This is a genomic window from Algibacter sp. 2305UL17-15 (genome assembly GCF_040720935.1).
Classification (GTDB): Bacteria; Bacteroidota; Bacteroidia; order Flavobacteriales; family Flavobacteriaceae; genus Jejuia.
The window spans coordinates 70,044-83,311 of the sequence record NZ_JBFDAE010000016.1 but is presented as its reverse complement, the minus strand read 5'-3'; the positions used below and the strand labels follow the sequence as shown (position 1 = coordinate 83,311).

Below are 13,268 nucleotides of genomic sequence, written 5' to 3'. Positions count from 1 at the left end.
CATTTGTATAGGTTGGAAATTTAAGTTTAGATTACAACATTCATAAATTTGATTCATAAAAATAAGTTTATGAAATCTATTCATTTAAAAGGGTTATTCTTCCTAATATGTATAAGTCAATTTGGGTTTTCGCAACAAATGCCTTTAGGTTTTTCTAATAGTTCTGATAATTTTACTGCGTTTGGTGGTAGTGGTTTTTCGACCAGAAGTAATCCAAATGATGCTGGTGATACTGTTGCGCAATTTTTTAATGATGGTTCAGAATCTTGGCAAGGATTTAAAATAGATTTAGTAAGTCCGATTGATTTGAACGCTCAAAAGAACATAACCCTTGATTTTTATGCGTTCGATCCTAATAATCATGCCATCATGGTTAAATTGGAAAACGGCATAAATCCAGATGTTCAAGTAACAGTAAACGATTCAGGATCTGGATGGGAAAACGGGATTGCCTTTAATTTCGCCAACGCTGTATTGAGTTCAGATGGGGTAACATCAATTAATGCTTCTGGGACTTATAATAGATTGGTGATTTTTATTGATGGCGGAAGTACGATTTCCGGGACTTACCTTATAGATGATATAAATAATGGTACTACACCTACAGACCCAAATGCTTTAGATGTTATTTACTCGGATTTAGTTTGGGCAGATGAATTTAATACTCCGGGATTGGACAATGCTATTGTGGGCAGTAAATGGCACCATCAAACACAAATTCCAGCAGGAGGAAATTGGTATAATGGAGAACAGCAGCATTACACCAATAGAAAAGAAAATTCTTTTGTTGAAAACGGATTTTTAAATATTGTTGCAAAAAGAGAAACTCCAGGTTTTTCAGATCAAGGGGTAACGAAAGATTATACTTCTGCACGCCTAAACTCTAAGTATGCATTTACATATGGCAGAGTGGACGTTAGAGCAAAATTACCAAGTGGAAACGGTACCTGGCCAGCAATTTGGACTTTAGGGAAAAATATTAACGAAGATGGTGGTTACTGGGACAATCAAGGTTTTGGAACTACCGGTTGGCCTGCTTGCGGAGAAATTGATGTTATGGAACATGGTTTGGGTGCTGTAAATCATACATCTAGTGCGTTACATACGCCTTCAAGTTCTGGAAATACAGTAAATTATTCATCACAAGTACTTAGTGATGTGGCTACTAATTTCCACATCTATTCTGTGAATTGGTCTCCAGATCAAATTACGTTTTTAGTGGATGACGTTGCTTATTATACTTACAACCCATCTATAAAAGATGCTGCTACGTGGCCGTTTTTTGAAGATCAATATCTTCTGCTAAATATTGCTATGGGAGGTGCATCTGGGGCTATAGACCCAAATTTCATAGAAAGCAGTATGGTTATTGATTATGTTAGAGTATATCAAAATACAGGGCTTAGCATACCTAAAAATAACCATGGTAATTTTGAGGTTTTTCCAAATCCTTTTTCAGGTTTTTTAAATATTAAATCTGAGGTAACCATAGATGAAGTTCAAATTTATAGCCTTTTGGGAAATTTAGTATTTCATAAAAATCTTCCCAAGACAGCAATAGATATTTCAAATTTAAATACAGGAATGTATCTATTGTATGTCTATGCTGAAAATACTGTTTCTATCAAGAAAATTGTCAAGCAGTAGTTCATGTAATGGATTCCTTATTTTTCAGTAATCATAATTGATTAATAGCAAAACTTAGAACAAAAGAAACATTATATAAGTTCCCTTTTTCACTAATAATTTACATATTCCACAATTTCTAAACCATAACCAATCATGCCCACACGTTTGGTTTTTTCACTATTAGAAATTAAACGCAGTTTGTGAATGTCTAGATCGTGCAGAATTTGCGCGCCAATTCCAAAATCTCTAGTGTCCATATTAATTCTTGGAGCTTTTAAAACTTCTTTAGAATTTTGATGTTCTTTTAAAAAAGCCAATCTGTTTAGAATATTTGTAGCTTGCACCTCTTGATTTATAAAAATAATAGCACCTTTTCCGTTGGTGTTAATCGTTTGAAACATGGCGTTCAACTGCTCATCTACATTATTGGTTAAAGTACCAAGTATATCGTTATTTATAAGCGTAGAATTTATGCGGGTTAAAACAGGTTCATTAGTTGCCCATTGTCCTTTTGTAAGTGCAATATGTATTTGATTGTTGGTAGTTTGCTTGTAAGCACGTAATCTAAAATCCCCAAAACGGGTTTTAATTTCAAAATCTTCTTTCTTTTCAATTAAAGAATCATGTTGCATTCTATAAGCCACCAAATCTTCAATAGAAACAATTTTTAAATCAAATTTTTTGGCTACTTCAATCAGTTGTGGTAAACGCGCCATGGTACCATCTTCATTCATTATTTCAACAATAACGCCTGCAGGTTCTAAGCCCGCTAATCTGGCAAAATCAATTGCAGCTTCGGTATGTCCAGTTCGTCGTAATACACCTCCTTCTTTGGCAACCAGTGGGAATATGTGTCCTGGTCTCGCCAATTCAAAAGGTTTTAGGTTTGGGTCAATAAGCGCCTTTACTGTTTTTGCCCTATCGGCAGCAGAAATTCCGGTAGTCACACCATGTCCTCTTAAATCTACAGAGACCGTAAAAGCCGTTTCCATAGGGTCGGTGTTATTGCGCACCATCATATTAAGCTCTAAATCTTTACAACGGTTCTCGGTTAACGGGGCGCAAATTAATCCCCGACCGTGAGTCGCCATAAAGTTTATCATTTTTGGTGTAACTTTTTCAGCAGAAGCAACAAAATCTCCTTCGTTTTCACGGTTTTGGTCATCTACAACAATTATTACTTTTCCATTTCTGATGTCTTCTATGGCATCATGAATAGTGTTTAATTGGAATTGAGCTGCGTTTTGTGTGGTCATGGTTTCTGCTATCATTTTGCAAAGATATTGCTTATTTTAAACTATCTAAACAGTTTTGCTTCAGGTCTTCTTTTATTTTAAATCTAAGAAATACATAAGTAATCATGTATAATGGAAGCCCTAAAAGTAACATGAATATATTTGGTTTTCTATTTTCCTTTTTGATATTGCTGTAAAAGGCATAAAGATTTAAAATGGACTTTATATAGTAAATAACATATAGAACCAACGCAACGATGCTAAGTTGAATGGATGCTGTAGCAAGCGAGGGCAATTTATTGTTTTTAGAAACAAAGAACACCAGAAGCAATAGTGCGCTAATAGCGTAGAGTATAATTGCAAATTTGGAGTGGTTCGTATAATCTTTTGTGATGTTCTGAGAAATTTCAAAGTTTTTAGAAATAGACACCTCTTTTTCTCTAAGTTCTTGAGTCGTAATGTCTCGACTGTTTAAAACCTTTATGGCTTCAAATCGGGTAGCTTCACTATAACCTAGGGCTTCGTAATCATTAATGGCATGAATCAATTCGTCATGCTTTAAAGCATGTAAAAACTTAAAACTCTCTTTGTTGTTTTCCTTTATGTTGAAGAGCCTTTTTAGAGGTATAATGATACTATCAAAGTCGAATAAACCTCTGTCCGCTGTGGCACGTTTTGTTAAAAATATGCCTAACGGCAGCATAATTAACGTAGAAAACCAACTGGCAAGTATTGGGTTAAAATCTCCAGATTTGGCACTGTTTAAAGCAAAAATCCCAATAAAGTGATAGGTTAAAAATAATAGAATAGCTATGACCATGGGCAAACCTAAACCACCCTTCCTAATTAAGGCGCCCAAAGGGGCACCTACAAAAAACAGAATAATACAGGCAAACCCTAAAGCTAATTTTTCATGGAATGCTATAACATGCTTATTAAACCATACTCTTTTAGGTTTAAGCGTAGTTTTCTTGTTTTCAATAAGTTGATGCACACTATTTATGGCACTTGCAGCACTATTTGTAAACTGTGATTTTTTTGTCGTATCGAATAAATCTAAAATGTTACCTGTGAAAATTGAATCAATGGTTGTTTCTTTTTCTTCAGTAAGAGATGGTATTGTATCTATATCGGCTACTTTTTCATGGGCTTCAACAGCTGTTATGTCGTCATCTTCAGAAAACTCTTTTACTGGTTTTTTGTTTTTATAGATACTACTTCTTTGGTACAATAGCTGACTAAATTGCCTCATTGTTTTATCGTGCTCCACAGTTAGAGAGTCAATGGTATAATCCAGTTCACCTAAGTTAAGCATACTGTATTTGTTGCTATAAGACTTGTCTTCAATATCAACATTATTTAAATTAGATAAGTCGATATTAATGATGTACTTGTCAAAAGTACTTTTGGCAAAGGGCTGTTTTTTTCGTTCCTTTATTTTTTTTGCGGGAATGTCATTGTAATAATTACCATCAAAAAGGACGAGTTTTAAAATGTTAGAATCTTCTTTTCCAACAAGTTCTCCATTTTTTGCAATAATTGTAGTTTGGTTTTTCCTGCCATCCCTACCCTTCATATGAATTACAATATCATGCAGAAATTGACCTCTATCGCCACTTTTCTTTTCAACTTTAATATTATATGGTGTAGATTCTATTTCGTTAAACTGACCTTCGGCGATCGCCATTGCAGGTTTTAATTTTGCAATATTTCTCCTTAAGTTATAGGAATTATATTCGGCCCAAGGAATGACGTTATTCGAAAAGAAGAATGTGGTGATGGCCAATAAAACAATAAAAACACTTAAGCCAGACATGGCACGCTGCAACGATATCCCTGTTGATTTCATGGCTGCGAATTCATAATTTTCAGCAAAATTACCAAATACCATAATCGAGGTGAGAAGAATGGTAAGCGGCAGTACCAAAGGCATTAGCTTTGGCATGAAATATATTAAAAACTTAAAAATAACATCTATTTCTAAATCTTTACCAGCCAATTCTTTTATGTAAAGCCATATGGTTTGTAACACAAAGATTAAAACCAGAATGACAAAAACACTTATAAAAGTTTTAAGGTATGTGGTGAGTATGTAGCGGTCTAGTATTTTCACAAGGGATGATTACCTAATCGAGTTTATTGATGTAATAATCTTTATATTTATTGGCATCAAAGGTAAATAAGGTTTTCGATAAAGGCTCATTTGTTTTGAAAGAATTAACGGTTAGTGTTGTTTTTGTTCCGTTTTTTCCCAATTGAATCAGGTTGTAAATGTGTTTGGTTGACGCATCAATGCCTAATAAAATATTTTTTATTTCTGAATTAGAATCGATGGGGGTTAACTTTACATACTGAATTTTTCTTCCTTTTATATTTTGAATAATATCTAACTCATAAGTATAGCCGTCTTCATAAAACGATAACATTTTACTAGGCGTAATAGCATCGCTTTCGTCTTCTTTTTGTGTTGAAATTGTTACTTCTTCATCTTCGGGACTAATGGTATAAAGTGTTTTGCCATCATAAAGACGAGTAATCCCAAGAATGTTTAATTTATATTTTTCACTTTGAAGCACTACATCTCCACGGGTTTCTTGTTTTACGTTTTCCGAAGTGTTTTCTAAAATGTATTTAAATTCAATTTGAATATTCTCATAGTTTTTTACTTTTTCAGAAACTTCATTAAGTAAATCTTTGCCTTTATTTTGAGAAAACCCAGAAAGGACGAATAGTGTTACGAATAATATGCTGATAATTTGTTTCATTGTTTTACTAATTCAAAATTAAATATTTTCATTTGCTAATAACTCGTCTAGAGATGTTAAATCCGGAACCAATACTTGCCTCGCTTTACTGCCTTCAAAAGGGCCCACAATTCCTGCGGCTTCCAATTGATCGATCAAGCGACCTGCTCTGTTATATCCCAATTTCAATTTCCGCTGTAATAAAGAAGCCGAACCTTGTTGTGCGGTTACAATTACAATTGCCGCATCTTTAAACAGCTTATCTCTGTCAGATATGTCTATATCAAGACTTGTGCCACTTTCTTCTCCAACATATTCAGGCAATAAATAAGCATCGGGGTATGCTTTTTGAGCACCAATAAAGTCAACTATTTTTTCAACCTCGGGTGTGTCAACAAAGGCACATTGTATTCTAATCATGTCGTTACCTTGTGTATAAAGCATATCTCCACGGCCTATAAGTTGATCTGCACCGCCAGCATCTAAAATAGTTCTCGAATCTATTTTACTAGAGACTCTAAAAGCGATTCGGGCAGGGAAATTCGCTTTAATAATTCCCGTTATAACATTAACCGAAGGACGCTGGGTTGCAATAATTAAGTGAATACCAATGGCACGAGCTAATTGTGCCAACCTTGCTACTGGCGTTTCTACTTCCTTGCCAGCAGTCATTATTAAATCGGCAAACTCATCAACTACTAAAACGATGTAAGGTAAAAATTGGTGGCCATCATTAGGATTCAATTTTCTGGCTTTAAACTTTACATTGTATTCGGCTATATTTCTACACAATGCATTTTTCAGCATTTCGTAACGATTGTCCATTTCGATACACAATGAGTTTAGTGTATTGATGACTTTCGTATTATCTGTAATTATGGCTTCAGCTTCATCTGGAAGTTTTGCCAAATAATGGCGTTCAATTTTATTAAATAGCGTCAGTTCTACTTTCTTCGGATCCACCAGAACAAACTTAACTTCAGCAGGATGCTTTTTGTAAAGTAATGACGTTAAAACCGCATTTAAACCCACCGATTTTCCTTGACCCGTAGCACCTGCCATCAGTAAATGGGGCATTTTTGCTAAATCGATTACAAACGTTTCGTTACTAATGGTTTTACCTATAGCTATAGGTAATTGCATTTCTGAATTTTGAAATTTCTTTGATGCAATCACAGATCGCATGGAAACTATCGTTGAATTTTTATTAGGCACCTCAATACCAATAGTCCCTTTACCAGGAATTGGCGCAATAATTCTAATCCCTAAAGCGGAAAGCGATAAGGCGATATCATCTTCTAAATTTTTAATTTTTGAAATACGGATACCAGCATCTGGAACAATTTCATAAAGTGTAACTGTTGGTCCAATAGTAGCTTTAATACTTGAAATCCCAATTTTGTAATTGTTTAGCGTATCAACGATTCTATTTTTGTTTTCTTCTAATTCCTCTTGATTAATGGTAATACCCTCGGTATCATATTTCTTTAATAGATCAAGTGGTGGGAATTGATATTTTGCCAATTCTAAAGTGGGGTCAAACTGACCGAAATCTTCAACCAATTTATTAGCTAGATTATCAGTTTCAGAAACCTCTTCTTTAACGGCTTCAACTTTAATTTCTAATTCTGGGTCTTCAATTTCTTCTGGTTCAGGAACTTTAACTTCTAGTGGTGAAGTGTCTAAAACTGTTTTAGGTGCTTTTTTTATAGGCGGTTTTACTTGGGGTTTATCATCTAATGGAATATCAAAAGCACTTTTAAAAGCTTCTGCTTCTTCTGAAAGATTATTGTCTAAAGGCACCATCTCTTTATTTAAACCTGAAAACTCATCTTTTATATCTTTTTTAGCAGATGTGAATAAACGTTTGAAACTCTCAAAAGTCACTTTAAATCGCATGGCGAGATAAGTGATCAATCCTAACAATAACAGAAGTATAGTTCCAAATTTCCCGATATAATCCTGAAAGAAACTATTAATTTCAAATCCAATTGTACCACCCAAAATATCGTTTTTAGCTCCAAAAAAGCCTAAAAGCACAGACAGCCAAATCATGATTAAAATACCCCAAAACCAATGCTTTCTCAGTTTCGCTTTATTGAGATCCATCAACACATAAACACCAGATAGAATTACCAGTCCAGATATGATAAAAGCAGGGATACCAAACCCTTCTTGAATAAAAAAGTTGCTTAACCAAGCACCAACTTTACTCAACCAATTTTGAGTTTGTGTGTCTCTTGAAACAAAATCAGAAAGTGTGCTCTGGTCTGCTTTGCCCGTAAAGAAAAATGAAACGAATGACACAAAAAGAACGACACCAAAAATGACCAAGAAACTACCAAAAACAAGTTTTTGCTGACTGGACAGCTTTAAACTAGGTTTTTTTAATTTTGGTTTAGTAGGTTTTTTAGTTTTGGTTCTCTTCGCCATTATGCGGATTTAATTTCTGCAAAAATACAAATAACTAACGTTTATTTTATGAGGATTAGTATTTAAAAAATCTTAGGAAAATATATTATAAAACCAATAATTGTTGCAAAAACAGCGGCAAAAAAAACAGCTCCTGCGGCAACATCTTTTATATAGCCTATTTTTACATGATATTCTGGGTGGATAAAGTTGGCAATTTCCTCAATGGCAGTATTTACACCTTCAATGCCCATAACAATTGCAATGGCAAGAATTTGTATCAGCCATTCGGTTTGGGAAATGTTATAGAAAAATCCAGCAGCAGTAACTATTAAAGCTATTGCCAACTGGATTTTTATACTTGATTCCTTAGAAATTAAAAGTAGTGCGCCTTTAAACGCATATTTTACACTTTTTAATCTATTTACCAGAAATGATTCTTTTTTAGGCATCCTGAAGTGCTTCTAAAGCAGCTTTGTAATTTGGTTCATCAACAGTTTCGCCAACTTGTTCTGTATATTTAACAGTACCGTTTTCATCTAAAACAACTACAGAACGGGAAAGTAATCCTTCTAAAGGGCCGTCAATAAAATTAACGCCATATGCTTTTCCAAAACTTCCATCTTTATAATCAGATAAACTAATCACATTTTCCAAGCCTTCAGCACCACAAAAACGGGCATGTGCAAAAGGTAAATCGTGAGAAATACAAAGTACTTTCGTGTTTTCTAACTCACTCGCTTCTCTGTTGAATTCTCTAACAGATTGTGCGCAAGTTCCTGTATCGACACTCGGAAAAATATTTAAAACCACTTTGCTACCTGCATAATTTGATAAGCTTTTTGTGCTTAAATCTGTTGCGGTCAATAAGAAATCTGGAGCTTTTGTTCCAACTTTTGGTAAATTTCCTGATGTGTTTATTGCGTTTCCTTTTAATGTAACTGTTGCCATTTTTTTATGTTTTAATTTGAAAATCTAAAATAAGAATATTTAGAACGTTACATAGCAATTATATGAAATCTTTAAGAAATAATTTTAGTGGATTTGAATTGAAATTAGTTAATGCTATTTGTAAAAACTATTATGTTTTTAAATAGTATAGTTTTTGACAATGGAAATATAATTTTTAAGAATATATTATATTTTTTTTAAGCGTTTAAATTGTTAATTTTAGACATACGATTTTGACTGATTAATAAATGTTTAACCATAAAAAAATATAATACATGGACACTAAGAATTCAAGCCAAGGAGATACAAGTAAATGCCCTTTTTTCAGTGGCACACTAAAACAGACTTCTGGAGGAGGTACTAAAAACAGAGATTGGTGGCCTAATGAACTAAAATTGAATATTTTGCGTCAGCATGCTACAAAATCTAACCCAATGGGTGAGGATTTTAACTATGCCGAAGCCTTCAACAGTATTGATTTTCCAACCTTAAAACAGGAGGTGATTGATTTACTGACGGATTCCCAAGATTGGTGGCCAGCAGATTATGGTCATTATGGTCCGCTCATGATTCGTATGGCGTGGCACAGTGCGGGTACGTATCGTGTTGGTGACGGCAGAGGTGGGTCAGGGTCTGGCTCACAGCGTTTTGCGCCGTTAAATAGTTGGCCGGATAACGGAAATTTAGATAAAGCACGTTTATTATTATGGCCTATTAAAAAGAAATATGGCAAGAAATTATCTTGGGCAGATTTAATGATTCTTGCAGGTAACTGCGCCATAGAATCTATGGGGCTTAAAACATTTGGTTTTGCAGGAGGGAGAGAAGACATATGGGAACCAGAACAGGATATTTATTGGGGGTCTGAAACAGAATGGATGGATAACGAAGCGCGCTATGATTCTGATGACGGTAAATTAGAAGGCGATTTAGGAGCGACACATATGGGATTGATTTATGTAAATCCTGAAGGGCCAAATGGTACGCCTAATCCTTTTGGTACTGCAGAACGTATGCGAGAAACTTTTGGACGAATGGCAATGAACGATGAAGAAACCGTTGCACTTACTGCTGGCGGACATACGTTTGGAAAAGCACATGGTGCTGCAGATCCAAATAAATATGTTGCAGCAGAACCTGCTGGAGCAACTATTGAAGAAATGAGTACCGGTTGGAAAAATAGCTTCGGAACAGGTGTTTTAGATGATGCTATTACGAGTGGTTTGGAAGGACCATGGACACCAAATCCAACACAATGGGATCATGATTATTTTGATGTACTGTTGAATTATGATTGGGAATTGACTAAAAGTCCTGCGGGCGCAAATCAATGGACACCAACGCAAGCGTCACAAGCGCGAATGGCGCCAAGAGCTGGAGATCCTTCAAAAAAGCAAGCGTTAATAATGACGGATGCTGATATGGCGTTAAAATTAGATCCAGACTATTTAAAAATATCAAAGCGTTTTTACGAAAATCCAAAAGAATTGGAAGATGCTTTTACAAGAGCCTGGTTTAAATTAACGCATCGTGATATGGGACCGATAGACCGTTATTTAGGCCCAGAAGTACCTCAAGAAGAATTGCTTTGGCAAGATCCAATTCCAACGGTAAATTATACGTTAAGTGAAGCAGATATTTCGGCTTTAAAGAAAATGATTTTAGCTTCGGGATTGTCTATTTCTCAATTGGTAACTACGGCTTGGGCTTCCGCTTCAACCTTTAGGGGCTCAGATAAGCGTGGTGGCGCTAATGGCGGACGTTTGCGTTTGGAACCTCAAAGAAGTTGGGAAGTTAATAATCCAACGCAGCTCAATAAAGTTTTAAATGTTTTAGAAGGTATTCAAAATGAATTTAGTGGCACTATTTCTATGGCAGATTTAATTGTTTTGGCTGGTACAGCAGGCGTTGAAGAAGCTGCTAAAAAGGCTGGGCACAATGTGAATGTTGAGTTTACGCAGGGTAGAGGTGATGCGTCCCAAGAACAAACAGATATAGAATCGTTCAGTTATTTAGAACCCATTGCCGATGGATTTAGAAATTACATCAAGTCCGATTCCAAAATAGCTGCCGAAGATTTATTGGTTGATAAAGCTGAATTACTAACACTTTCCATTCCAGAAATGACTGTTTTGGTTGGTGGCTTACGAGCAATGGGTGCAAATTATAATGGTTCCGATTACGGCATTTTTACAGATAAGGTTGGAAGCTTAACCAATGATTTCTTTACAAATATTCTGGATTTCACATATACATGGAAAGCGACTTCGAGTGATGATACCATTTTTGAAGGAAGCGATCGCAGAACTGGAGCCGTAAAATTTAAAGGTACACGAGCAGATCTGATTTTTGGCTCTAATGCCGAATTGCGTGCTGTTGCCGAAGTTTATGGTGCAGACGATGGACAAGAAAAATTTGTAAACGATTTTGTTGCAGCCTGGACAAAAGTGATGAATTTAGACCGTTTTGATTTGAAATAATTAGAGGGTTACTAATTTTAATTGGGGTAGATGTTTTGATACATGTATCCCAATTTTAGTTTTAGTTCTGTCATTCCGCACTTGATGCGGAATCCACCAAAGTTTAAATGGGAAAGCCCCTAATAAATTTAACCAAAACTGTCCTCGAATTAGTTGACTTTTACAAGTTCGAGTGTCTCGTATTTATTTCGGGATGTATCGAGAACCCATCAAATGACAAAAATTTTTAATTGAACAGAAAAAAATAATAAAATATATGAATGACGTAAATTTTTTCTTCGAAGCAATTCAGTCTGGTGAAAAAGACCGTGTTGAAATGCAATTGAAATTTCATCCAGAACTAGTAAACTCAAAAGATACTAGAGGATTTACACCTTTAATTTTTGCTTCTTATTTTGATAAAAAAGATATTGTTGAAACCTTATTAGAATTTGATGCACCTGTTGATGCTACAGATGGTTCTGGAAATACGGCACTTATAGGTGTTGCTTTTAAAGGAAATACGGATTTAGCCCGTCTATTAATTGAAAAAGGAGCAGACGTAAATGCAAAAAACAACCTTGGAATTACACCGCTTATTTTTGCCACTATGTATCAGCAAACTAAAATGGTGGAATTGTTGCTAACCCACAAAGCAGATAAAACCATTAAAGATAACGAAGGGAAGATTGCTTTAGATTATGCTACCGAAAAAGGGTTTGAGGATATTATTGAAGTGTTGAGGTGATGTTTTGTTTCTCTTTTTGTGATTTTGATAATAGCTCTAAAGTCTTGTTTTTTACCTACTAAAACGATGCAAAGTAAACGTCATTGCCGTAAGCAATAAAAAAGCACCTACTTGATGCGCCACGCCCAACCAAACTGGTACTTGCAGTAAAATAGTAAATACACCCAATAAGAATTGTACAGTTACTATTATTAACAAAGCGTTAATACCTTTAATTTGGTAGGACGTCAACATTAGTTTTCTGCATTTATACCATATTAAAATCACAATAAATACGACTACATAAGCCAGAGTTCTATGTACAAACTGCACACCGCTTTTGCCTTCTATAAAATTTTTATAAATCGGGGTTTGCTCTATATAAACCGTTTCGTGCATAAATTTGCCTTCGCTCATCATGGGCCAATGGTTATGAATCCAACCGGCATCTAAACCTGCTACAAAAGCGCCGTAAATAATTTGAAGTAAAAGCACACCCAATCCAAAACGGACTAAATTTCTAAAGTTTTTATCGATTTCTTTTTTATCAGGAAATATTAAATCTAAGGCCACCCAAAATGTATAGGCAAAGGTTATAAACGCCGTAGTCAAATGGGCTGCGAGACGGTAATGGCTCACGTCTGGTCTGTCCACCAAACCACTTTTCACCATATACCAACCTAAAAAACCTTGAAATCCACCTAAACAAAGTAACACGATTGCTTTTTTTATTGTGGACGTTGTAAGCTGTTTTTTTATTAAAAAATATAAAAATGGAATAAAAAACACCAAACCAATAAACCGACCTAAAACACGATGCAGCCATTCCCAGAAATAAATAGCCTTAAAATCCTGAAGTGTAAAATGAGTATTGAGCTTTTGGTATTCCGGGTATTGTTTGTAAAGATTAAAGGCTTCTTGCCATTCAACATCATTCATAGGAGGAATAGTGCCTGAAATCAATTTATAATTAGAAATTGATAAGCCTGAATGTGTTAACCGCGTGATGCCGCCAACCACCACCATGATAAAAATTAAAACACAGCCTGTTAAGAGCCAGTATATTACTGTTTTATTATCTTTTCTTTTGTTTGCCACGATACAAGAATTT

General features: G+C 35.0%; 10 protein-coding genes. 3 read left to right on the top strand and 7 right to left on the bottom strand.

Going from position 1 to position 13,268, the window contains the following annotated elements:
* Window positions 1–69 precede the first annotated feature (69 nt).
* Entirely contained in the window at window positions 70–1,647 is a 1,578-nt protein-coding gene (locus ABXQ82_RS15605; protein WP_367061804.1) for a family 16 glycosylhydrolase, read from the top strand.
* Between the two features lie 92 nt (window positions 1,648–1,739).
* Here the strand turns inward: ABXQ82_RS15605 and ribB are convergent, their stop codons facing one another.
* The 6 genes from ribB to tpx form a co-directional block, all read right to left on the bottom strand.
* Complete coding sequence (gene ribB / locus ABXQ82_RS15600; protein WP_367061801.1) at window positions 1,740–2,885, bottom strand: 3,4-dihydroxy-2-butanone-4-phosphate synthase; 1,146 nt, start codon at window positions 2,883–2,885, stop codon at window positions 1,740–1,742.
* Between the two features lie 31 nt (window positions 2,886–2,916).
* Window positions 2,917–4,977: an LptF/LptG family permease gene (locus ABXQ82_RS15595; RefSeq protein WP_367061798.1), complete on the bottom strand. Its 2,061-nt coding sequence runs from the start codon at window positions 4,975–4,977 to the stop codon at window positions 2,917–2,919.
* 13 nt (window positions 4,978–4,990) lie between these two features.
* Entirely contained in the window at window positions 4,991–5,629 is a 639-nt protein-coding gene (locus ABXQ82_RS15590) for an outer membrane lipoprotein carrier protein LolA (protein ID WP_367061795.1), read from the bottom strand.
* Window positions 5,630–5,647: 18 nt separating this feature from the next.
* Window positions 5,648–8,041 carry a DNA translocase FtsK 4TM domain-containing protein gene (locus ABXQ82_RS15585; RefSeq protein WP_367061792.1) on the bottom strand — a complete coding sequence of 798 codons (2,394 nt, stop codon included), beginning with the start codon at window positions 8,039–8,041 and terminating at the stop codon, window positions 5,648–5,650.
* A 62-nt stretch (window positions 8,042–8,103) separates the two neighbouring features.
* A complete protein-coding gene (locus ABXQ82_RS15580) occupies window positions 8,104–8,472 on the bottom strand; it encodes a diacylglycerol kinase family protein (RefSeq protein ID WP_367061790.1) in 369 nt (122 codons plus the stop codon).
* The gene (gene tpx, locus ABXQ82_RS15575; RefSeq protein ID WP_367061787.1) at window positions 8,465–8,971 is read right to left on the bottom strand and encodes a thiol peroxidase; all 507 of its coding nucleotides are present in this window, start codon (window positions 8,969–8,971) and stop codon (window positions 8,465–8,467) included. The genes ABXQ82_RS15580 and tpx overlap by 8 nt, the downstream gene beginning before the upstream one ends.
* Before the next feature lie 275 nt (window positions 8,972–9,246).
* On the opposite strand from tpx, the gene katG reads away from it, so the two are divergent.
* Both katG and ABXQ82_RS15565 read left to right on the top strand, forming a co-directional pair.
* Window positions 9,247–11,451 carry a catalase/peroxidase HPI gene (katG, locus tag ABXQ82_RS15570; RefSeq protein ID WP_367061784.1) on the top strand — a complete coding sequence of 735 codons (2,205 nt, stop codon included), beginning with the start codon at window positions 9,247–9,249 and terminating at the stop codon, window positions 11,449–11,451.
* Window positions 11,452–11,707: 256 nt separating this feature from the next.
* The gene (locus ABXQ82_RS15565; RefSeq protein ID WP_367061781.1) at window positions 11,708–12,178 is read left to right on the top strand and encodes an ankyrin repeat domain-containing protein; all 471 of its coding nucleotides are present in this window, start codon (window positions 11,708–11,710) and stop codon (window positions 12,176–12,178) included.
* A gap of 51 nt (window positions 12,179–12,229) precedes the next feature.
* Here the strand turns inward: ABXQ82_RS15565 and ABXQ82_RS15560 are convergent, their stop codons facing one another.
* Window positions 12,230–13,255 carry a COX15/CtaA family protein gene (locus ABXQ82_RS15560; protein ID WP_367061778.1) on the bottom strand — a complete coding sequence of 342 codons (1,026 nt, stop codon included), beginning with the start codon at window positions 13,253–13,255 and terminating at the stop codon, window positions 12,230–12,232.
* Between the last annotated feature and the right edge of the window lie 13 nt (window positions 13,256–13,268).

Bases quoted from the DNA above. Each gene is read 5' to 3' on its own strand.
- ABXQ82_RS15605 (WP_367061804.1), top strand. From the start codon at position 70: ATGAAATCTATTCATTTAAAAGGGTTATTCTTCCTAATATGTATAAGT.
- ABXQ82_RS15565 (WP_367061781.1), top strand. From the start codon at position 11,708: ATGAATGACGTAAATTTTTTCTTCGAAGCAATTCAGTCTGGTGAAAAA.
- ABXQ82_RS15590 (WP_367061795.1), bottom strand. From the start codon at position 5,629: ATGAAACAAATTATCAGCATATTATTCGTAACACTATTCGTCCTTTCT.
- katG (WP_367061784.1), top strand. From the start codon at position 9,247: ATGGACACTAAGAATTCAAGCCAAGGAGATACAAGTAAATGCCCTTTT.
- ABXQ82_RS15585 (WP_367061792.1), bottom strand. From the start codon at position 8,041: ATGGCGAAGAGAACCAAAACTAAAAAACCTACTAAACCAAAATTAAAA.
- ABXQ82_RS15580 (WP_367061790.1), bottom strand. From the start codon at position 8,472: ATGCCTAAAAAAGAATCATTTCTGGTAAATAGATTAAAAAGTGTAAAA.
- tpx (WP_367061787.1), bottom strand. From the start codon at position 8,971: ATGGCAACAGTTACATTAAAAGGAAACGCAATAAACACATCAGGAAAT.
- ribB (WP_367061801.1), bottom strand. From the start codon at position 2,885: ATGACCACACAAAACGCAGCTCAATTCCAATTAAACACTATTCATGAT.